We start from the raw sequence: 21,250 nt of genomic DNA on the forward strand, positions 1-21,250 counted from the left end.
GGTCATCAGTGGGTGGGGCGCACGGCGATGGCCTCGCCGTCCTGGTCAACCAGGGCCGTGGGGCGCTTGGCCATGACCAGGTACACCACGGCACCCAGCGCGCAGCCAATGAACCAGGCGAACGCGTGCACCACGGCGAAGGTGGGGGAGAAGGCCAGCAGCAGGGCGCCCGCTGAGGAGATGGCCAGTGCGCCCACGGCGCGGAAGTTCACGCCGCGGCTGAAGAAGTACGTGCCGTCTGGATGGATGCGGTACAAGTCCTGCACGTGCACGTGGGTGCGGCGAATGATCCAGTAGTCGGCCATGATGATGCCAAAAAGTGGGCCAAGGAGGGCTCCAAGGCCGCCGAGGAAGTAGGTGATCACCGCAGGGGAGTCGTAGAGGTTCCAGGGCAGGATCACCAGGCCAATGACGCCGGAGATGATGGCGGCGCTGCGGAAGTTGAGCTTCTTGGGGAACAGGTTGGTCAGCGCGTAGACGGGGGCCACAAAGTTGGCCATGAGGTTCACGGCGATGGTGAGAATCAGCAGAGACAGCGAGGCAAGCAACAGCAGCGGGGTGTTGGGGATGGCCGCCACCACATCAGAAGGGGACGTGATGGTGGCGCCGTTGATCTTGAAGGAGCCGCCCGCCAGGACCACCACGATGAGCCCAAAGAAGGCCATGTTCACCGGAATGCCGATGAAGTTGCCCCGGACAATGGACTTCTTGGACTTGGCGCCGCGCGTGAAGTCACAGAAGTTCAGGACAAAGGTGCCGTAGATGGCCACCCACAGGGAGGCAGAGCCCAGAGTGTCCACCCAGGATGCTGCGGGAACCTTGTCGTTGACCAGGGAGATGGAGCCGCCGGCCTGCATGAAGACCCAGATGGCGAGGGCGGCAAAGGTGACAAGGATGACCGGCCCGGCGAAGGCCTCGTACTTGCGAATCATCTCCATGCCGTAGGAAACGATGACGAGCTGCACCAGCCACAGCGCCACGAAGCAGATCCAGCCCAAGGGAGAGAGCCCCAGGACCTTGCCGCTATCCAACGAGACGGCCCCGGGGGCCACGGCAAGGACCATGACCTTGAGGACCATGGCGGCCAGGTAGGTCTGGATACCGAACCAGGCGATAGCTACGGCGCCGCGAATGAGCGCCGGAATCTGCGCGCCGCGAATACCAAAGGCAATGCGGGACATGACGGGGAAGGGAACCCCGGTCTTTTCTCCCATGAAGCCAGAGAGGTTGAGCAGCCCGAAGAGCAGGACGGCCCCGATGATGAGGGCCAGCAGGATTTGCCCGGCGCTGAGGCCCAAGGCAAAGAGGCCAATGGCGAAGGCGTAGTTGCCCAGTGAATGTACGTCGTTGGCCCACAGGGTGAAGATGCTGTAGGAGCTCCAAGTGCGGCCCTCGCGGGTGGTTGGCGCTAGGTCCTTGTTGTAGAGCGAGGGACTCAGCTCATACGGATTGTTGGCGTCGCCCAGATGCTGCGCGGAGATCCCCGCAGCGGGGGCGGGGTGAAGCGTCTCGTCTGGCGACGGCATGGCGGAGCCTTTCAACAGGTGGGAATGTGATACGCCTTACATTGGGGACGAGTGTTGCAGTTTTCGCATCAAAAGAGAACCCCTCCACCATGCGGAAATATATCTTTCGGAAAGGGCTGCTGGGAGGGTCGCCGCGGCGGCGGCAGGACCCATCGAGCCGCCCCACCCTTATCCACAATGCGGAATCTAAGAAACGCTAGGCGGAAAAGACTTGACTGTGTGCCGGGTCACGCCTTAGCGTTTCATTAGACAGAAACAATCTTCCGCATCATGGAAACCTGGTGCGGGTCAGGAAGGCGCGACCATGTCCTACACCGTGAACTGCTCCATCCTCCTCACGGAGCTGCCGCTCCTGGAGCGCCCGGCCGCCGCCAAGGCCGCCGGCTTTGACCAGGTCGAATTCTGGTGGCCCTTCGCGGAGGCAGTCCCGGCGACCAAGGACGTGGACGCCTTTGTTGGCGCCCTGCGGGACGCCGGCGTGCAACTCACCGGCCTCAACTTCCTGGCAGGGGACATGCCCGGCGGCGACCGCGGTCTGGTCTCCTGGAAGGGTCGCTGCGCCGAGTTCAAGGAGAATGTTGCGGTCGTGGCCGCCATCGGTGAGGCCACCGGCTGCCGCTCCTTCAACGCCCTCTATGGCAACCGCATGGATGGCGTCAGCCCAGAGGAGCAGGATGAGCTGGCCGTGAAGAACCTGGTCGCCGCCGCCCAGGGCGTGGCTCGCCTTGGCGGCACCGTCCTGCTTGAGCCCGTCTCCGGCGCCTCGCTGTACCCGCTCAAGACCGCCGCGGACGCACTGGCCGTCATCGCGAAGACCCAGGCGGCGGGCGTGGACAACGTCAAGCTCCTGGCAGATTTTTACCACCTCGCGGTCAATGGTGACGACGTCCCGGCGGTGATCCAGGACCACGCCAAGGACTTTGGCCACATCCAGATCGCGGACAACCCCGGCCGCGGAGCCCCGGGCACCGGCACGCTCCCGCTCGGCGAGTGGATCACCCGCTCCCGCGAACTGGGCTATGCCGGCCCCATCGGCCTGGAATACAAGGCCCCGCTGGAAGCGGCCTTCGCCTGGCTCATCCGCGCCTCTGCCTGAGCGCGCAGCAACCAGCAACGCCACCCCACCGCACCCCTTCCCACGTTCCAAGGAGACTCTCATGAGCAAGAAGATCGCCGTTATCGGGCTGGGCATCATGGGCCTTCCCATGGCCAAGAACCTGGTTCAGGCCGGCTTTGATGTCACCGGCTACAACCGTTCCCCGGAAAAGATCGCCGAGCTGGAGACCGCCGGCGGCACGGGCGCGCAGAGCATTTCCGACGCTGTGAAGGACGCGGACGTGGTCATCACCATGGTCCCGGATTCCCCCGACGTGGAGGGCGTGCTGCTCGGGGAGGAGGGCATCATCGCCAACGCCAAGCCGGGCACCTTCTGGATTGACGCGTCCTCGATCCGCCCGGACGTCACGACTCGCCTGGCGGAGGCTGCCCGGGCGGCCGGCCTGCGCCCCCTGGACGCCCCGGTCTCCGGCGGCGAGCAGGGCGCCATCGACGGCGTGCTCTCCATCATGCTTGGCGGTGATCCGGCGGATGTCGCGGAGGTCATGGACGTGCTGCGTGCCGTGGGCAAGACCATTGTTCACGTGGGCCCGGCCGGCTCCGGCCAGACCGTCAAGGCCGCCAATCAGCTCATCGTGGCGGGCAACATTGCCCTCCTCGCGGAGGCCATCCTCTTCCTCGAGGCGCATCACGTTGATACGCGGGCCGCGGTCAAGGTCCTTGGTGGCGGCCTGGCCGGCTCCAAGGTGCTGGATCAGAAGGCCCAGAAGATCCTGGACCGTGAGTTTGCCCCGGGCTTCCGCCTGGCGCTGCACAACAAGGACATGGGCATCGTCACCTCCGCCGCCCGCGAGGCTGGGCTGAGCCTGCCGGTCGGCGGGCTGATTGCCCAACTCGTGGCCTCCACGGTCGCAACCGGGGACGGCGCGCTGGATCACTCCGGCCTGTTCCGCACGCTGGCCACGCTCTCTGGGGCGGATCCGGACCAAGCGCCCGACGCCGCCGCCTAACGCCCCGCAGTAGCCTCACCACCCGGCGCCGCCGGGTGCTCAAGAAACCGCCGCACGCGCCGCACGCGGCGCACGCGCCTACCGCGCCACACGCCGTCGGGCCTTCCCTGCGGCACCCAACCCACATCCTTGTGGCCCAAGAGGGCCAGGAATGTCAGGCCCTCGAGGAGGACCCCATGACCCGCATGCGCACCGTAGACGCCATCGCCCTGATCCTGGAAAAGGAGGGCAGCACGGAGGCCTTTGGGCTGCCAGGCGCCGCCATCAATCCGCTCTATTCGGCCATGCGTGCCCATGGCGGCATCCGCCACACCCTGGCCAGGCACGTGGAGGGCGCCAGCCACATGGCGGACGGCTACTCGCGCGCTGTGGCCGGCAACATCGGCATCTGCATCGGAACGTCCGGCCCGGCGGGCACGGACATGATTACCGGCCTCTATGCGGCCCAGGCTGACTCCATCCCGATGCTGTGCATCACGGGCCAGGCGCCCACCAATAAGCTGCACACCGAGGACTTCCAGGCCGTGGATATTGCCTCCATCGCCGCGCCCCTGTGCAAGCTGGCCGTCACCGTCCTGGAGCCCGGGCAGGTACCCGGCACCTTCCAGAAGGCCTTTGGGCTGATGCGCAACGGCCGCCCCGGCCCCACGCTGATTGACCTGCCGATCAACGTGCAACAGGCGCAGATCGAGTTCGATATCGACACGTATGAGCCGCTGCCCGTGGCCAATCCGCGGGCCACCCGCGCGCAGGCGACCAAGGTGCTTGACCTGCTCACGGCGGGCAAGCGGCCGCTGCTGATCGCCGGCGGCGGAGTGCTCAATGCGGACGCCGCCTCGGAGCTGGTGGAGCTGGCGGAGCTGTTGGGCGTTCCCGTTGTGCCCACGCTCATGGGCTGGGGCGTGATCCCGGATGATCACCGGCTCATGGCAGGGATGGTGGGCCTGCAGACCCATCACCGCTACGGCAACGCCACCTTCCTGGCCAGTGACGCCGTGGTGGGTATCGGCAACCGTTTTGCCAACCGCCACACCGGCGGCCTGGAGACCTACCGTCGCGGGCGCACCTTTGCGCACATTGACATTGATCCCACGCAGATTGGCCGCATCTTTAACGCGGACGTCTCCGTGGTGTCAGACGCCAAGGCGGCGCTGCAGGCGCTGCTGGAGCTGGCCAAGGAGCGCGCGGCAGAGGGCACGTTGCCGGATTACAGCGAGTGGGCGCAAGAGGTGCGCGCCCGTCGCGGCGAGTTGCAGCGCAAGACCAACTTTGAGAACCAGCCCATCAAGCCCCAGCGCGTGTACCAAGAGATGAATGCGCTCTTTGATCAGGACCGGGACACGGTCTATGTGAGCACCATTGGCCTGAGTCAGATCGCCGGCGCGCAGATGCTGCACGTGTTCAAGCCGCGCCACTGGATCAACGCTGGCCAAGCCGGACCCCTGGGCTGGACCGGCCCCGCGGCCCTGGGCGTGGCCCGCGCGCTGCCGGGCAAGACCGTGGTGGCGCTCTCCGGCGACTACGACTTCCAGTTCATGATGGAGGAGCTCGCGGTGGGCGCGCAGCACAAGCTGCCGTACATCCACGTGGTCGTCAACAACTCCTACCTTGGCCTGATTCGCCAGTCCCAGCGCCCCTTCGAGATGGACTATCAGGTGTCCCTGGGGTTCGAGAACATCAATTCCCCGCAGACTCAGGGATATGGTGTGGATCACGTGAAGGTGGCAGAGGGACTGGGCTGCAAGGCCGTCCGCGTGGAGGATCCGTCCCAGCTCGCCCAGGCCTTGGCCACCGCCACGTCGCTGGCCGCCGAGCACCAGGTTCCCGTGGTGGTGGAGGTCATTTTGGAGCGCATCACCAATATCGCGATGGGCAGCGAGCTGGATAACGTGAATGAGTTTGAGGACGTGGCCAGTAGCGCCACGGACGCGCCGACAGCGCTGGTGCCCATGCCGGTGGCGGTCTCGGCGTAGCTGTTCGCCCCACCAGACCCGACTTCCCTCCCGACCCGACCCCACCCGCCCCGACCCGAAGGAGCCTCCCGTGCGCATCGTGCTTGCCCCGGACAAGTTCAAGGGGTCGCTCACCGCCGCCCAGGTCGCCTCCAGGCTGGAGGCGGGCCTCGCTGAGGTAATCCCCGCTGTTGACGTGGTGCGCGTGCCCATGGCGGACGGCGGAGAGGGCACGGTTGAGGCGGCGCTGGCCGCGGGATTCTGCCCGCGATCCGTGGTGGTCACCGGGCCAACGGGCGCCCCAGTTGAGGCGATCTTTGCCCTGCGCGGCGAGCATGCGGTGGTGGAGATGGCCGCCGCCTCCGGGTTGGACGTGCTGCCCGGCGGCGTCAAAGACGCGCTGGGCGCCACCTCCCGCGGCACGGGAGAGTTGCTGGCGGCCGCGCTGGACGCGGGCGCTCGGACCATCATTCTGGGTGTGGGCGGTTCCGCCTCCACGGACGGGGGCGCTGGACTGCTGGAGGGCCTCGGCGCGCGGGTGCTCGACGCCGCGGGGGAGCCGCTGCCTGCCGGCGGCGGTGCCCTGGCGCGGGCAGCGCGCCTGGACCTTTCGGCGCTTGATCCGCGGCTCAAGGGCACCACGCTGGTGCTGGCCGCGGACGTGGACAACCCCCTCACCGGTGCGCGCGGCGCCCCAGCCGTGTTTGCCCCGCAGAAGGGCGCCTCACCCGAGCAGGTCACCCAGCTCGACGCCGCGTTGGGGACTTGGGCACGCGTCGTCGGGCAGGCGCTGGGTCAGGAGGCTGCCGCGGCCGCCCAGCTTCCCGGGGCCGGCGCGGCCGGGGGCGTGGGCTATGCCGCGCTGGCCGTGCTTGGCGCGAGCCGGCGGCCCGGCGTGGAGGTCGTGGCTGAGTTGGTGGGGCTCTCTGAGATCATCGAATCCGCGGATGCGGTGATCACGGGGGAGGGCAGCCTGGATGAGCAATCGCTGGGTGGCAAGACTCCCACGGGGGTGGCGCAGGCCGCGCGCCGGGCGGGGAAACCCGTCTGGGCGGTGTGCGGGCGCACCACCCTGGAGGAGGCGCAGTGGCGGGCGGCCGGTTTTGCCGGGGTGCTGGCACTGAGTGAGTTTGAGCCAGATCCGCGGGCGTCCATGGCGCGCGCGGGGGAGCTGGTGCAGAGGGCAGGTCAGGAGCTGGGTCGGCGATTGCTGGCCCAGGCTAAGAGCATGGAGGAGGACGCGTGAGCCAGATGAGCAATGCTGAGGTAGCGGCTGAGGCCGGGGCGACGGTGAGCGGCGCCCTTGACCTGGTGGTCCGCGCCGAGCGCGCCTACACCCCCGAGGGGGTGCGCGCCGTGGAGGTGGGCGTGCACCAGGGCCGCATCGTGGCCGTCGAGGCACTGGGCGCCGGGCTGGAAGGCGCGCGAGTGGTGGACGTTCCCTCGGATCAGGTGCTGCTGCCCGGGTTGGTGGACTCCCACGTGCATGTGAATGAGCCCGGCCGCACCGAGTGGGAGGGCTTTGCCTCCGCCACGCGCGCCGCGGCCGCCGGTGGTGTCACCACCATCATCGACATGCCGCTGAACTCCATCCCGCCCACCGTCACGGTGGACGCGCTCAACGTGAAGCGCGCCGTGGCCGGGCCCAAGGCGTTTGTGAACGTGGGCTTCTGGGGCGGGGCCATCCCCGGGAACCTGGCGGACATGCGCCCGTTGCTGGATCAGGGGGTCTTTGGCTTCAAGTGCTTCCTGCTGCATTCCGGCGTGGACGAGTTCCCGTCCCTCACAGCGGATGAGATGCAGCAGGTCATGGAGGAGCTGGAGCCCGTGGACGGGCTGCTGATTGTCCACGCGGAGGACGCGCACATCATTGACTCGGCGCCGCAGGCGCACGGGCAGCACTACTCGGACTTCCTGGCCTCCCGCCCGCGGGATGCGGAGGACCGGGCCATCGCGGACGTGATTGAGCGGGCCAAGCGCACCGGCGCCCGCGCCCACATTCTGCACCTCTCTAATGCGGACTCCATTGAGCGCGTGCGCCAGGCCAAGGCGGACGGCGTGCGGCTCACGGTGGAGACGTGCCCGCACTACCTCACGCTCGTGGCGGAGGAGGTTCCGGACGGCGCCACCGCCTTCAAGTGCTGCCCGCCCATCCGCGAGGAATCCAACCGCGACGCCCTCTGGGCCGGGTTGCTGGATGGCACCATCGACATCATCGTGTCGGATCATTCCCCGGCCACGGCAGAGGTCAAGGGCGTGGATCACGGCGACTTTGGCGAGGCATGGGGCGGCGTGGCCTCCCTGCAGCTTGGCTTGCCGCTGGTCTGGTCCGAGGCGCGGCGACGCGGGGTCTCCCTGGAGCACGTGCTCGGGTGGATGGCCACCAAGACCTCCGCATTTGTGGGCCTGGAGTCCAAGGGCAAGATCGCCGTGGGGGCGGATGCCGACCTGGCATTCTTTGCCCCCGAGCAGAGTTTTGTGGTGGACGCGCGGGCGCTGCGGCACAAGAACCCGGTGACGCCGTACGACGGCCGGGAGCTCTTTGGCGTGGTGCACAGCACGCTCGTGGCCGGCCGCGAGGTGGACTTCGAGACGCCGACGGGGCAGTTGCTGAGCGCGAACTGAGGTCTGCTGCGCTCGCGTCACCCACCAGCTTTACCCCTAAGTTTGGCCGGCGGAATCGGGTTTCACCGGCCAGAAATCCCGGCGCCGTCCTACCTCCGGCGCGCCCCCAGTTTTGATGGGGGACGGGACGCCAGCGGCGTCGGCTCTCACCTCTGAGGGTCGACGTCGTTGGCGCGCCCGGGTGCGCGGGCGTGGTGTTTCTGGGTGGCCTGTGAGGGACGGGGCCTGTGGATAAACCTTGTTTCTGTGGGTCTGAAATATTCTTTGGTGGATCTGGCCGAAAACGGTTCAAAAGCGGAGCAAAGTGTCAGGGGGTCACGAGACGCTTGAGGTGTTCAAGGGGGAACACCAGTCGCCTGGGGAGGTGAGCGGTCGTGGATCAGAGTCACGAGGGGTCGGAGTCAGGGTCGGGGGCTGCCGCCGGGGCGCTCGCTACCGTGGTCGGGGTGCTGCGGGGCGCGGTGTTGCCGGATTCGGCGCGGTGGGTTGAAGAAGCCAGCGATGCTGAGGTGGTGGCGGTGCTGGTTGAGCTAGCTGGGCTTTCGGTGGTGATGGATGCTTTGCGGGTGCGTGCCGCTGCTGCTGTGGTCTCTCGGTCTGAGGGTTTGAACGGTGGTGTGGGCAGGGCCGGTCCGGATTCGTTGGCGCACCGGGTGGGTGCGCGCGGGTCTAAGGCGTTGTTGATGCAGCTCTTTGGGGTCCCTGCCCCGACGGCTCAGGGGTGGATCTCCGTGGCCGGAGCCGTCACAACGCGCAATGGTTTCTCTTCCGGGGTGTTGGCGCCGTTGCGGCCTGGGATTGCTCGGGGTTTGGAGGCCGGGGAAGTGTCCGCTGAGCAGGCGTTGACCATTCACCGGGAACTGCCGCAGGAGGTGCCCGACACTGCGGAGAACCCTGAAGTGGTGGCGGGGATGTTGGAGTTCGCCGAGGCCACCCTCGTGGCTCAGGCCAGTGGTGGGCGGGTGCTCCCCGGGGAGGGTGAGCCGGGGTTTGGGTGTGAGTCCGGGGTGGAGTTCGCCGTGGACCCTTGGGGTGGGCGACGGCTGGAGAGCGCAGCGCTGGTCCAGGTCGCCAGGGCATGGGCTAACGCGATTGACCCCGATGGCGTAGAGCCGGACTACGAGAAGCAGGTGAAGGCTCGATCGTTCAAGATCAGCATGGCGCGCGGTGGTGGGTGGCGGATGACGGGGTTCGCCCCAGAACTAGAGGGCGCTGCGATCCGCGCCGTGCTGGATGCCTACACCTCACCCCGCCGGAAGGAACCAGCCCCAGACCCCGAATCAGGCGCTGTAGTGGACGTGGAGGCGGGGGAGGATGCCCGCACCATGGACCAGAAGTCCTTCGACGCCCTGGCCTCCTTGTTCGCGGCTCATGCCAGCTCCGGGAACGCACCCACTAACCACGGCGCCGCTCCCACGCTGCTGGTGACTGCGACCCTGCCGGCCCTTCATGCTTTCCTCCACGCCGCCACCGCCCAGCAGCCCACAGCCCAGCCGGCCGCCGCAGTTCAACGAGCCGGGACTGATGGCCCGACCGAAGGCGGGGACGTGTTTGCAGATCCGCGTTCGGCAGGTCAGGGGTGGGGCGGGCCGCCGGATCGGATGGAACCGCCCCATCCCTTTGCAGGAATGCGCGCCCCCTTCGGGGCGCCGCAACCAGAACAATCGCCGGTGCAGGCCGTGGCATCTTCACCACCACCACCAGCACCACCGCCACCGCCACCCGTGTTTGCGCCGGCGCCGCCTCGTGCGCTGGGCACGATGACTGGAATTGATCCTCAAACACTGGTGGATGAACGGTTCGCCAGGGTGGCACGGTCGGACGCTGCCGTGCCTGTATCCCAAGTCATGAGCATGCTCTGTAGCGCCGATGTGCAGTTCATGCTCACCGACGAAGCAGGGCTACCGCTGAAATTGGGTAGGGCCAGGCGTCATTTCAGTGTTCACCAGCGCCGAGCGTTGATGGTCCGCGATCGGCACTGCAAGGCTCCCGGTTGCGGTGCGCCCCCAGGGTGGTGCGAGGCCCACCACGTGATTCCGTGGCAGCAGGGCGGACCGACCGACGTGGAGCACGCCGTGCTGCTGTGCAACTTCCACCACCACGAGGTGCACCTGGGCAGGCTCGTCGTGGAAGCCACCACCGAGCCCGCCGCAATACGGCCGGCCAACCCTGGTGCGCCCGAGGTGGGGACGGCTCCCGGAGGGGCGGTCCGTCGCCCGTGGACTGTCGTCAGCTCCTGGACCACCCGCCAACGCCAGCGTGGCCCGTGACCAGGCGCCTGGATCCCACGCCCTCGCCGCACAACAGCTCGCCGCACCACAGCTCGCCACACCTCGTCCCGCCAACACAACCCCACGCAGCGTGGCTAGTGATTGCGGGGCGTATCCAGGGTGTCGAGCGAGGCGGCCTGGAGGGGAAGCGATCCATCGCCCAGATCGCGGTCCGGCACGGAACCCTTGGGGTCCACCAGATAAATCCGGTGACCCTCATTGCGCAGCGATCGCATGGCCTCCAGCAGCATGCGCCGGCTGACCTCGTCCGCGGAGGAAACGCGCGTCAGGTCCAGGGCCACGCCGTAGTTATCGTGAGGCACCTGCTCAAGCCGACGCATGACCCGCTCGGCACTGGAGAAGCGCAACGGCCCCTGAAGCTCCACAGCGTGAACCGGACCCAACGCCGTCGAACGCATGGTTGCCGTGCGCACCACGTCCTTGGACAGCGGCGGCGCCTTGAGCAGGTGCATGCCCATGTCCTTGGAGAAGCGCTCAAAGGCCTGCACGCCGCGGACCGAGTTGCCTACATCGTCCAGGCGCGGTGAGAAGACCGCCGCGCCCACCTGGCCCGGCAGCGCCCCGATGACGCCGCCGCCCACGCCGGACTTGGCGGGGATGCCGACCTGGGTCATCCAGTCTCCCGTGGCGTCGTACATGCCGCAGGTGGTCAGGACGGAGAGCACCTGCTGCGCCACGTCGGCGTGAACCACGCGCTCCTTGGTCACCGGGTTCACGCCGGAGTTGGCGAGGGTCATGGCCATGACGGCCAGGTCTCGCACGTCCACGAGCAGCGAGCATTGGCGGGTGTAGCCCTCCACAATCTCGCGCGGGTCCTGCTCAAAGCCGTCCACGCTGCGCACCAGGTACGCCAGCGAGTGGTTGCGGAAGGCGGTGCTGATCTCCGAGGAGTACACGGCCTGATCAATCTGCAACTGGCGCCCGGCAAAGGCGGAAAGCCCGCGACGTACCGCCTCGGAGCGCTCGGCGCACGTTCCGTCCGGCATCACCAAAGCGTGGGTCGCAATGGCGCCGATGTTGACCATGGGGTTGTCCGGGCGCTGTGTCTTGGGATCCAAGGAGGCGGAGTTGAAGGTCTCGCCGCTCGGCTCCACACCGATACGCTCCATCACGGCTTGCACGCCGTTCTCTTGCAGGGCCAGCGCGTAAACAAAGGGCTTGGAAATGGACTGGATGCTGAAGCGGGTCTCCACTTCTCCCGCGCCGTAAATGGTGCCATCGGCCATACACAGGGCGGCCGAGAGCCGGTCCGGGTTGGCCCGGGCCAATTCGGGAATATAGGAGGCCACTTCACCGCCGTCCACGGTGTCGTTGAGGACTTCTTCCAGGTACGCGGGGATGGGAGATCTCACGTGGCCAGTCTAGGGATACGCGCGGCAAGGGACTCACACCCGCCTGGCCGCCGCCCTCTGCTAGCGTTGCTGTGGCCCAGCGGGTGTGCCGCAGGCTCAACAAGGAGAGTCACCAATGGATCCCATGCGCATGCACGCAAGCACCCCAGAGCAGGCCGCGATTGTTGACTCGGTGCTGGACTATTCCCGCCGGCGCATGCTCGCCAAGGATGTCCCGCTGGACAAGCCGCTGGCCCCCGCGGAACTGCGCCGCCTGGCCGGCCGCACCATCACCGATGAGGGCCTGGGCAACAACCGTGCCCTGGCTGTGTTTGAGCACATTCTGGCCCCGGCCTGCCTCACCGCGAGCCACCCGCGCTACCTCTCCTTCATCCCCACCGCGCCCACCACCGCGGCCATCGCCTTTGACCTGGTCGTCTCCGCGTCCGGCCTGTACGGCGGCAGCTGGCTTGAGGGTGCGGGCGCCGTGCATGCGGAGAACGAGGTGCTCAGTTTCCTGGCCGGCGAGTTTGGCTTCCCGCAGGGAGCCGGGGGCGTGTTTGTGCAGGGCGGCACCATCGGTAACCTTTCGGCGCTGGTGGCAGCGCGCGACGCCGCGAAGCGTCGCCTCTCCGAGGCCGGAAAGGCCCTGCCGTCGCGCTGGAAGCTGGTCTGCAGCGCAGAGGCGCACTCCTCGAATAAGTCCGCCGCCAAGGTCATGGATGTGGACACCATCGCCGTCCCGGCCGGGGCGGACGGGAAGTTGCATGCGGACGCGGTCCGGGCGGCGCTGGAGGAGCACGGGGACGCGGTTTTTGCCGTTGTGGCGACCACGGGGTCCACCAACTTCGGCATCATTGACGACATCAAGGGCATCGCAGCCCTCAAGGACGACTTTGACTTCTGGCTGCATATTGACGGTGCCTACGGGCTCACCGGCATCCTGGCACCCGAGGCACGCCACCAATTCAGCGGCGTCGAGCGTGCCGACTCCGCGATCGTTGACCCGCACAAGTGGCTCTTTGCGCCCTACGACTGCTGCGCGCTGATCTATCGCGACCCGGAGACCGGGCGGCGCGCGCACACCCAGCACGCCGAGTACCTGGACACGCTCACGGAGAGCGATGACTACAGCCCCTCTGACTATTCCATCCAGCTCACGCGACGCCCGCGCGGCCTGCCGCTCTGGTACTCGCTGGCGACCTACGGCGTGCAGGCCTACCGCGACGCGGTCTCCAGCACGCTGCAGCTGACCCAGCGCATCGCTGAGGAGATCCGTCATCGTCCCGGCTTCACGCTGGTGCGGGATCCGCAGCTCAGCGTGGTGGTGTTTGAACGGGATGGCTGGGAGCGCGAGGACTACGCGCGGTGGTCTGATGGTCTGCTGGATGAGCAGTTTGCGTTTGTGGTGCCCAGCTCGCACGGCGGCCGGCCCAACACTCGCTTTGCGATCGTGAACCCGCTGACCACGTTTGAGGACCTGGTGCAGATCCTGGACACCATGAAATAGGTGCGCCGGGTCAGGGCAAGACCACCAGCTTGCCTGTGGCCTGTCCTGATTCCATGAGCCGGTGCGCGTCTTGGATCTGATCCATGGAGAAGGCTTGGTCCAGCGGGGCCACGGCACTGCCGAGGGCCACATCGTCCAGGAAGCCCTGCAAGATCTGCGCCGGCAGGTCCGCGGCCTCGCCCGCATAGCCTGTCAGCCGGACCCCGCGCGGCAGGTAGGCGATGGGGTAAAAGTCTGGCACGGTCCACTCGTTGGAGAGCATGCCGGTGAAGCACACGGTGCCGTGCACGCGCGTGGCCAGCAAAGTGTCCGGGAGCGTTGGCGTGCCGATCAGTTCGATCGCGCCGTCCACTCCATCAGGAAGGATTGCACGCACCTGCTCCGCGACCTTGCCGTTGTCGATCAACACATGGTCCACGCCGAGCTGCGTCAGTGCCTCTGCCTTGGTGGGGTTGCGCGTCGTGGACAAGACGCGCATGCCGAGACGGTGGCCCAGGACTGCGGCTGCCATCCCAACCGATGAGGTTCCGCCGCGGATCAACAGGCTCTGGCCTGGCTGGGCGTCCAGGCCCACGGTGAGTGAACCGTAGGCGGTCTGTAGCATCTCTGGGATGGCCCCGAGGACATCCCAGGGCAGCTCTGATTCAAAGGCGATGACCTGCCCCACCGGCACGCAGGTGTATTCGGCGTAGCCGCCGTCATAGCTGCGGCCCATTCCGCCCATCATGGTCGCAACCTGCTGGCCTATGGGAAAGGTGCCGCTGGGATCCTCGTCGATCACCCCGGCGGCCTCGATGCCAAGGATGTGGGGGAAGGTGACGTCACTTTCCGCGAGGCCTAGCCGGGTGTGAAGCTCGGAGCGGTTGAGCCCAAAGGCCTTGACCTTGATCCGCAGCTGACCAGGCGCTGGTTGCGGGAGCGGCACGTCTCGGATCTGTAACTGCTCGACGCCGCCTGGTGAGCTGAGCACCACGGCTCGCATGGTGGGGTTCACGAGGGGGTACTCCTAATGTTTTTGGGTCTGGGGCTGTTCTCCAGCGTAGACCCGGAAGCTGAGGTAGTCTCGGCACAGTGATCGATAGAACCCAATTACTTGCCGCCTATGACCAGCAGCTGCGCTCTGAGGCGGAGATGACGGGCACCCTGAGCACCGAGCTGGGCATCTATGAGGGCGGGCAGGGTTTTGTTTCCTACGCCTCGCTGGCGGATCGGGACGGCCACCTGCCCGACGCCGCTGGGGTGCGCGCGTTGGTCGCTTCCGTTGCCGCGTGGGTGCGTGAGCACCCCGAACTGGATGAGGTGGAGGTCAAGACCCGGGCGCACGATCACGCGCCGGGCCTGCACCAGGCGCTAGAACAGGCGGGTTTTGCGGCCCAAGCGGCCGAGTCCGTCATGGTGGGCTCCGCACAGGGGCTGGCCGGCGTTCAGGCTCCGTCAGGGATCACCCTGGAGCAGGCGCAGACGGAGGCTGCCATGATGGCCGCAGCTCGCATGGAGGACCACGTGTTCGGTACACAACTGGCGGGGCGCATGGTCCCCGAGCTGCTGCGCCGCCAGGCAGCCGGAGAACCGGTGGAGTTGTGGGCCGCACTCGCGGAGGGCCGGGTGGTCAGCGCGGGCCGGATTGATCCCGTGGCCGGCACCGAGTTTGCCGGGATCTGGGGCGGCGCCACGCTTCCCGAGTACCGCGGGCGGGGTATCTACCGCGCGTTGACTTCTGCCCGGGTGCAGAGCGTGCTGCGCCGGGGCGTGCGGTGGATCCACTCCGACTCCACGCAGGATTCCCGCCCCATTCTGGAGCGGGCCGGGTTAGTCAAGGTCACGGAGACGACGCCTTACCTGTGGACGCGAGCCGGTAGCGACGGTGAGTCAACGGAGCGCTGACCCACCAGGCCACCGCGGCCACGCCGGCGCAGAGCACCGCGCCAAGTAGGGACGCGACGATCATGGAGTACAGCAGCACCAGGAGCGCAAAGCCAAGGAGCGCGTCCACGGCCAGGAAGAGCCGTGGCGGCTTGATGAGTTTGCGCAGGGCAGAGGCCAGCGCCTCCGCCACCACAAACCAGAGCGGCACGCCGAGCAGGATGATGCCGGTGGCCAGCCACGGCACCAGCGAGCTTCGCAGCTGCGTGGGAATCACCAGAAGGGCGAGCAGCCCGCAGGCAAAGGGAACGCACGCGAGCAGGCCAACCAGGAGCCATTGCCCCAGGCGAGTCCACCCTCCCTGCGTGCGCGTGTGTCCGTCCCAAGCCGCATGTTCCATTGACCTCAGCCTAGGGCGGCGGGCCTAGCCGGACCCATGAGTTCCCCGGTAGTCAGGTGGCAGGACGGTCTCGATTCAATGACGGCCGCCCGGCTATGGCCCGGCCGGTGAGCGCCGCTTAGAGCCCCAGCTCCTCACGCAGGCGACGCACGTGGCCCTCTGCTTGCACGTCGTATTCCGCGTGCATCAGGCTCCCGTCCTTGCCCACCACAAAGGTGGAGCGCTGCGTGCCCGTGAAGGTCTGCTCTCCCATGACCTTGGAGCCGTAGGCGCCGTAGCTCCGCGCCACCGCGTAGTCGGGATCTGAGAGCAGCGTGTAGGTGAGGTGTTGCGCGTCGCGGAAGTCCCGCAGGGCCTCCGGCTCATCCGGGGAGACGCCAAGCACCAGGTACCCGGCGCCCTGCAGCGAGGCCAGGTTGTCGCGGAAATCGCAGGCCTCGGTGGTGCAACCCGGGGTGGCTGCCTTGGGGTAGAAGTACACCACCACGCCCCGTCCGGCATCGGCGAGGGACTGCTCAAGCGAAACCTGGCCCCCGTCCGCCTCCGTGAGGGTGAAGCTCGGGGCGGTGGTTCCTGCGGACAGGCGCTCAATGTTCTGTGACTGCTGCGGCATGTGGACTCCTCGGGCTGTGGGGCTGGTTCACTCGCCAGCGTATCGCTAGGTGGAGTCCAGTTTCCATGATTAGGAAACATTGCCCAGCAAAAAGGGTCTGCCCCGGAGCGAGTGCTCCGGGGCAGACCCTGTGTTTGCGACGTGTCACCGCGAGGCGGTGTCAGTCACGGTGTGCTCAGTGGCGAGCGCGGCGGCGGGAGAAGCCCACCGTCAGCAGGCCACCGACCAGCAGCAGAACTGCTACACCCACACCGATGCCGACCGAGGCGCCGGTGTTAGCCAGCGGCGGGGTGGTCGGGGTGGTCGCCGGAGTGGAATCCACCGGCGTGGTGGCCGGGGTCGTCTCCGGCGTGGTCGGAGGGGCCGTGGTCGGGGGAACCGTCGTGATGGGGTTCTCCAGGGTGACCTCAACCGTCTCGCCCTTGGCGATCGTGACCGTGTCCTTGTTGAACTTGGCCTTGCCCCAGGTAGCGCCGTCAACGGTGGCCGGGGCCACCTCAGAGAGCTTCAGCACCGCGCCAACGGGCAGCTTGGGGCTGGTGACCTCGGTGCCATCCGCGCGCAACTTCAGCTCGCCGGCGCCGGCCGGGAAGGCATCGCCAGCGGGGTAGTTGTACTTCACGGTGAACTCGGCATCGGCCGGGATCAGGCTTGCACCGGTGCCGGAGAGAACCTTCTTGGCCTTAAAGAAGCCGGTTTCCAGCGAGGCGGTGTTGGTCAGCGCGACCACAGTATTGGTCCCGCCCTCCAGCTCAAACTCGGCCTTGTCGAAGACCGGGGCGGCCCAGGTCACCGAGGCGGAGTCCTTGGGCTTGGCCTCGGAGAGCTTCACCTTGGCGCCAGTCGGGTATTCCTCGCTCTTGAACGACTTAGTGGCAGAGACGGTGGCGTCCGCATCTGCCAGCACAGTGCCGGTGGAGCTGGTCACCACGTAGTGCACGGTGAACTCGGTATCTGCAGAGACGATGGCGTCGCCGGTGACCTTCTTGTTGATCGTGAACGTGCCGACGTTGTCACCGATGCCGGTGCCGCTGCCACCCTGCTTCTTCACGACATTGCTGACCTCGATCACGTCCTTGGAGCCCACCTTGATGGTGGCCTTGTTGGTGTAGGTCGTCGTGTTGCCCTCAGTGCTGCTGTTGCTGCTGGCGGCAAGCTTCATCTGGATGCGGTAGTACTTGCCCTGCTCAGCGGTCCACTTGGCGGTGTAGGGCGGGCCGTCATCAAAGCTCACGCGGCTGCGGTCCGTTTCCGACCATCCGTCGGGGTAGCTTCGGCCGGACTCGTGCTCCGTGACCGTGGAGGTTTCCTGGACAACAAAGTCGGAGTCCGCTTTCAGCTCCTGGCCATCCCCGGGGGTGTCGGTGACAACGATTTCCTCGCCCGCGGTCATGCCGCCCACGGGGGCGGGAATCTCGATGTACCACCACACGTCGTTGTTGACCTTGTCATAATCGCCAAACTTCTGGCCGGACCAGCCCGTGAACTCGCACCGCTCGGTGCACTTGTCGGGCTTGACCGTGACGGTCGTCTTGCCCTCAACGTTCTTGAAGGTGAAGTCCTTGACCTCTTCTTCCGAGTTGTTCAGCTGCGTGCTGGCCCAGAAGGTGAAAGTTCCGCGCAGATTGCGCGGGTTCGTGTCGATGTAGTCGTCATTGACGCTGCAGTCCAACGTGGTCTTGGTGACCACACACTTTCCCATGGGCTTGCCGGTGTCGGTAGCCTTCAGATCAAAGGTTTCCGCGAGGCCCTGCAACTCCACGGGGAGCGCCAGCGTGAAACCTGCCGGCTTGGTGGGGTAGTTCGGCAAGGACCACTCGCCGGTCAACTCGCTCTTCTTGCCGTCGGTGATCGTGGTCTCCACGAACTTCACGTTGGAGACGGTGCCATTCGTTTCGTATGGCGCTGCCGCGAAGGCTGCGGACGGGACTGCTGCGAGTCCCAACACTGCTAAGGCGCCGGCTGCAAGCACGGCCCAGATCGATCTTGTGCGTTGACGCATCAAAGCATCTACCCCCCCTGTGTGGTCATCGGCGCGGCAAAACCGCTTGGCGACGACATGCAGGGGCCCCCAATGGCCGCGGAAGAGCGTTCCCATTCACGCTCCAGCCGCGTACTCGGCGCACAATGCGCCAAGTCCCCCACTTCATTGATCCAAAAATAACACGGTTACGGCGCCCACAGGGGGCGGATTCTGAGATTTGCCTCACAACCCGAGTTACCCTACGTGCGCTACCCCACACATCACTATATATCCCCCCATGCCAGAAATCCCGCCATCAGTGGATCGGTGATCACCACCGCCTCCCCCGCCACGGTGGCGGGCGTTGCTGTGGCCCAGACGGTGGGGTCATGGGGCACCCGCAATACCAGCGTGGCGCTGTCCAGTTCCACCCGCTGGAACCCGGCCGAGGCCAGGTCCACTTCCGTTCGGACCAGGACGCAGGCCGGCCCGTTGTCAACATGCGGCTCCACGCCGTGGCTACGCAAGGCAATGGAGCCGCTCACCAGCGGCCACGCGCCCTCGCGCTGGGCCACCAGCACGGCCGCCCTGGCCTGCTGCAGCGGCGGTAGAGGATGCCACCATCCCGTCACCACCCCGCCGGGGCCGGAATAGGCGCCGTCCCATGCCGCACGCAGTTGCGGCCCGTTCACAGCCGACCACGCGCCGTCGGGCGCTCGGTGTACCCAACCGCCCCATTGCTGCAGCGCGCGGCCCACGGCCTGCCGCGAAACCCCCAGCACGTCAGAAAGCCGGCCCACTGGCTGCGGACCGCGCAGCAGGAGCAGGCGGGCCACGGCCCAGCGCGTCCACGCCGGCCGCCCACCGGTGTGCGGCAGCGGCGCTGGCTCGGTGCTGTGCCCGACGCCGTGGGGAGACACCGCGCGCGAGCCCGCGACTCCAGGGGGCAGGGGAGCGGGGGCCGTCGCGGGGGCAACGGCACCGAGCCGGTCGCGGCGACGGGGGGCATCGGCCGGCGCGCCCATGCCAACAGCCGCGTAAGAGACACCATTGATCAGCGCCTCCGGCCCGTCCCAGAGCAGCAGGTCCCAGCGGCCAAGCCGCGCGGCGCTGATCACGCCGGGGGAGGCGGACGGGGCCACGAGGAGCGCACGCTCCCCGCCGTGCTGGTCGCCGCGCTTGCGCGCCTCAGAGAGCGTGATGCGGCCGCGATCCCCGCGCAGGGTGCGCACCGCCGGGCGCGAATTGGGGAGGGTAAAAGCCCAGGTGTCTGCGCTCTTGTGGCCCAAGCGGAAGCCAAGGGAGCGCAGCGCCGCCTCGCTCGCGGTCGCGACCTCTTCCAGCACTGTGCTCACTTCCTCTGGGGCAGGGAAGTCCAAGCATCTCAGGTGCACCGGCTCGCAACCCAACGTGTTTACACTTGGCACGCCGGTGGTGCTGTTGCGGAGGGGCTGGAGGCGCGGATGGAACGAGAACCGAGCGGCGATCAGGACGGCGGTGTGGGGGCCGCGCTCCAGTTGGGACGCGGGCTCATGGGTTCCGCTGGCGCCGGCATCAGCGAAGCCAGCATCGCAGCCGTCAGGGTTTCTGGACCGCGGCGCTGGTGGGGCGGACCGCTGGATGTGGAGGGGCTGGCCCTGGGGTCCACCCGCTTGGCAGCCGCGGCCGTGGCTGAATTGACTGACCTGCGGGGGCGAATCTCCACGAGCAGTGCGCGCGTGTGCGCCGGATTCGATTCCCTGTCCCGGCTGCGCGTCATCGACGCCGAGCATCCCGAGGGACGGGCGCCGCAGGGCTTTGCTCCGCTCTCACGCTTCTGGCCCACCGCGGATGGCTGGTTGCGCACCCACGCGAATTACCCGCACCACCACGCCGCGCTGCTGCGGGCGCTTGGGCCGGGGGGAGGTGTGGAGGTTGGGGAGGAAGCAGACAGGGTGGGAGCCGTGCTGGCCCGGCTCACGAGCGCCGAGGCAGAGCGCGCCATCCTCGCCGCCGGTGGGGTGGCCGCGGCATCGCGCTCGGTCATCGCGTGGCGGGCCAGCGCTGCGGGTGTGGCGGCGGCCGCGGCGGTGGACGCGCACGGGGCGCTGGAGCTCTTGCCGGACGTCGCCCCCGCCCAAGGCGCCTGCCCGGCACAGGACCAGGTGCCCGGCCCGCGATGGCAACCCCACGGAGCCGGGCAGCGCGGCGCCGGGCAGGGCGGCCCGGCAGCCGTGGCCCCGCTCGCCGGCCTGCGCGTCGTCGAGTTCACACGGGTCATAGCGGGCCCCACCGCCACCCGGACCCTGGCCGCGCTGGGCGCGGAGGTGATCCGGATTGATCCGCCGCAGCTGCCGGAGTTGGAGGATCAGCACCTGGACACGGATGCGGGCAAGCGCGTGATGCACCTTGACCTGCACCGCGACGCGGCCACGGTGCACAGGCACCTGGCGCAGGCGCACGTGATCGTCACGGGCTACCGCCATAACGCGCTGGCCGCCTTTGGCCTGGACGAGGCCGCGCTGGAGCGCACCCACCCCCATCTGGTGCGCGCCTCCCTCAGCGCGTGGGGGCCCGGTCCGTGGCAGGAGCGGCGCGGGTTTGACTCGTTGGTGCAGGCCGCCACGGGGATCGCGGGCGCTTACCGGGGCCCCGATGGGCGGCCCGGCGCCTTGCCGGTGCAGGCGCTGGATCACGCCACGGGACAACTGCTGGTGGCGGGGATCGCAGCGCGGCTGCGGAACCGAGCGGTCGACGGCGTGGGCGGGGGTTCGGTGCGCACGGCCCTGGCGTGGACGGCGGAGAGCCTGCTGCGCCTGACTGCGCCCACCGGGGTGCCCGTGGGCGAGCTGGAACCGGTGCCTCAGGTGCGCTGGGAGGGCGTGCAAGGCCGGGTGGCAGAGACGGAGCTGACGCTGCTCGCCTCGCCGTCCGCCCTTAACGTGGATGAGGTGGCGGCCGCGCCCACAGCGTGGGGCGATTGAGGCGCCGAGCCGGCCATGCGGCGTCGGGCACATGCGCCGGTCGAGAGCACCGCGCGTCAGCGCGTGTTTAAAGTTCATTCGTTCGGAGGATACCGGGGTGTCGGCCTCGCGTTATAAGCTTGCGGTCGCTTGGGAGGCAGCCGGCCC

16 protein-coding genes are annotated in these 21,250 nt (G+C 67.7%); 9 read left to right on the top strand and 7 right to left on the bottom strand.

All coding sequences use genetic code 11. The annotated features are described in order from the left end of the window. Positions 1–5 precede the first annotated feature (5 nt). Positions 6–1,526, bottom strand: a complete 1,521-nt coding sequence (locus DWQ67_RS08395) for an NCS1 family nucleobase:cation symporter-1 (protein WP_121485134.1) — start codon at positions 1,524–1,526, stop codon at positions 6–8. Between the two features lie 304 nt (positions 1,527–1,830). Here DWQ67_RS08395 and DWQ67_RS08400 point away from each other — a divergent pair, with 304 nt between their 5' ends. The 6 genes from DWQ67_RS08400 to DWQ67_RS08425 all read left to right on the top strand — a co-directional run bounded on the left by DWQ67_RS08400 (position 1,831) and on the right by DWQ67_RS08425 (position 10,439). Further along, positions 1,831–2,622 carry a hydroxypyruvate isomerase family protein gene (locus tag DWQ67_RS08400; protein ID WP_121485135.1) on the top strand — a complete coding sequence of 264 codons (792 nt, stop codon included), beginning with the start codon at positions 1,831–1,833 and terminating at the stop codon, positions 2,620–2,622. Between the two features lie 61 nt (positions 2,623–2,683). Continuing rightward, a complete protein-coding gene (locus DWQ67_RS08405; RefSeq protein WP_121485136.1) occupies positions 2,684–3,592 on the top strand; it encodes a 2-hydroxy-3-oxopropionate reductase in 909 nt (302 codons plus the stop codon). Between the two features lie 176 nt (positions 3,593–3,768). Beyond that, entirely contained in the window at positions 3,769–5,565 is a 1,797-nt protein-coding gene (gene gcl / locus DWQ67_RS08410; protein ID WP_121485137.1) for a glyoxylate carboligase, read from the top strand. Positions 5,566–5,635: 70 nt separating this feature from the next. Next, positions 5,636–6,790: a glycerate kinase gene (locus tag DWQ67_RS08415; protein ID WP_121485138.1), complete on the top strand. Its 1,155-nt coding sequence runs from the start codon at positions 5,636–5,638 to the stop codon at positions 6,788–6,790. A gap of 5 nt (positions 6,791–6,795) precedes the next feature. Then, entirely contained in the window at positions 6,796–8,169 is a 1,374-nt protein-coding gene (gene allB / locus DWQ67_RS08420; RefSeq protein ID WP_121485219.1) for an allantoinase AllB, read from the top strand. A gap of 374 nt (positions 8,170–8,543) precedes the next feature. Next, entirely contained in the window at positions 8,544–10,439 is a 1,896-nt protein-coding gene (locus tag DWQ67_RS08425; protein ID WP_121485139.1) for an HNH endonuclease signature motif containing protein, read from the top strand. 95 nt (positions 10,440–10,534) lie between these two features. Here the strand turns inward: DWQ67_RS08425 and DWQ67_RS08430 are convergent, their stop codons facing one another. After that, the gene (locus DWQ67_RS08430) at positions 10,535–11,812 is read right to left on the bottom strand and encodes a glutaminase (RefSeq protein WP_121485140.1); all 1,278 of its coding nucleotides are present in this window, start codon (positions 11,810–11,812) and stop codon (positions 10,535–10,537) included. 115 nt (positions 11,813–11,927) lie between these two features. Here DWQ67_RS08430 and DWQ67_RS08435 point away from each other — a divergent pair, with 115 nt between their 5' ends. Beyond that, positions 11,928–13,301 carry a pyridoxal phosphate-dependent decarboxylase family protein gene (locus DWQ67_RS08435; RefSeq protein WP_121485141.1) on the top strand — a complete coding sequence of 458 codons (1,374 nt, stop codon included), beginning with the start codon at positions 11,928–11,930 and terminating at the stop codon, positions 13,299–13,301. Between the two features lie 10 nt (positions 13,302–13,311). Here the strand turns inward: DWQ67_RS08435 and DWQ67_RS08440 are convergent, their stop codons facing one another. Then, entirely contained in the window at positions 13,312–14,295 is a 984-nt protein-coding gene (locus tag DWQ67_RS08440) for a zinc-binding alcohol dehydrogenase family protein (RefSeq protein WP_199712654.1), read from the bottom strand. Positions 14,296–14,372: 77 nt separating this feature from the next. Between DWQ67_RS08440 and DWQ67_RS08445 the strand changes: the two genes are divergently transcribed. Continuing rightward, complete coding sequence (locus tag DWQ67_RS08445; protein ID WP_233555994.1) at positions 14,373–15,185, top strand: GNAT family N-acetyltransferase; 813 nt, start codon at positions 14,373–14,375, stop codon at positions 15,183–15,185. On the opposite strand, the gene DWQ67_RS08450 is transcribed toward DWQ67_RS08445, so the two are convergent. From DWQ67_RS08450 to DWQ67_RS13775, 4 genes are all read right to left on the bottom strand, one after another. Beyond that, positions 15,121–15,564 (bottom strand): hypothetical protein, encoded by a 444-nt coding sequence (locus DWQ67_RS08450; protein WP_121485142.1) that lies wholly within the window; start codon positions 15,562–15,564, stop codon positions 15,121–15,123. The genes DWQ67_RS08445 and DWQ67_RS08450 overlap by 65 nt on opposite strands. Before the next feature lie 118 nt (positions 15,565–15,682). After that, positions 15,683–16,177: a peroxiredoxin gene (locus DWQ67_RS08455; RefSeq protein ID WP_121485143.1), complete on the bottom strand. Its 495-nt coding sequence runs from the start codon at positions 16,175–16,177 to the stop codon at positions 15,683–15,685. A gap of 175 nt (positions 16,178–16,352) precedes the next feature. Then, on the bottom strand, positions 16,353–18,149 hold the full coding sequence (locus DWQ67_RS08460) for a DUF5979 domain-containing protein (protein WP_233555995.1): 1,797 nt from the start codon (positions 18,147–18,149) through the stop codon (positions 16,353–16,355). Positions 18,150–18,424: 275 nt separating this feature from the next. Next, complete coding sequence (locus DWQ67_RS13775; RefSeq protein WP_158595409.1) at positions 18,425–19,495, bottom strand: hypothetical protein; 1,071 nt, start codon at positions 19,493–19,495, stop codon at positions 18,425–18,427. Positions 19,496–19,603: 108 nt separating this feature from the next. Between DWQ67_RS13775 and DWQ67_RS13780 the strand changes: the two genes are divergently transcribed. Further along, on the top strand, positions 19,604–21,103 hold the full coding sequence (locus DWQ67_RS13780; protein ID WP_158595410.1) for a CoA transferase: 1,500 nt from the start codon (positions 19,604–19,606) through the stop codon (positions 21,101–21,103). Positions 21,104–21,250 lie beyond the last annotated feature (147 nt).

It is taken from the genome of Galactobacter caseinivorans, assembly GCF_003640665.1.
GTDB classification, from domain to species: domain Bacteria; phylum Actinomycetota; class Actinomycetes; order Actinomycetales; family Micrococcaceae; genus Galactobacter; species Galactobacter caseinivorans.

What these genes read in the sequence shown, in the direction of transcription:
- DWQ67_RS08395 (WP_121485134.1), bottom strand. Translation starts at nt 1,526, where the DNA reads ATGCCGTCGCCAGACGAGACGCTTCACCCCGCCCCCGCTGCGGGGATC.
- DWQ67_RS08400 (WP_121485135.1), top strand. Translation starts at nt 1,831, where the DNA reads ATGTCCTACACCGTGAACTGCTCCATCCTCCTCACGGAGCTGCCGCTC.
- DWQ67_RS08405 (WP_121485136.1), top strand. Translation starts at nt 2,684, where the DNA reads ATGAGCAAGAAGATCGCCGTTATCGGGCTGGGCATCATGGGCCTTCCC.
- gcl (WP_121485137.1), top strand. Translation starts at nt 3,769, where the DNA reads ATGACCCGCATGCGCACCGTAGACGCCATCGCCCTGATCCTGGAAAAG.
- allB (WP_121485219.1), top strand. Translation starts at nt 6,796, where the DNA reads ATGAGCAATGCTGAGGTAGCGGCTGAGGCCGGGGCGACGGTGAGCGGC.
- DWQ67_RS08435 (WP_121485141.1), top strand. Translation starts at nt 11,928, where the DNA reads ATGGATCCCATGCGCATGCACGCAAGCACCCCAGAGCAGGCCGCGATT.
- DWQ67_RS08450 (WP_121485142.1), bottom strand. Translation starts at nt 15,564, where the DNA reads ATGGAACATGCGGCTTGGGACGGACACACGCGCACGCAGGGAGGGTGG.
- DWQ67_RS08455 (WP_121485143.1), bottom strand. Translation starts at nt 16,177, where the DNA reads ATGCCGCAGCAGTCACAGAACATTGAGCGCCTGTCCGCAGGAACCACC.
- DWQ67_RS13780 (WP_158595410.1), top strand. Translation starts at nt 19,604, where the DNA reads ATGGAACGAGAACCGAGCGGCGATCAGGACGGCGGTGTGGGGGCCGCG.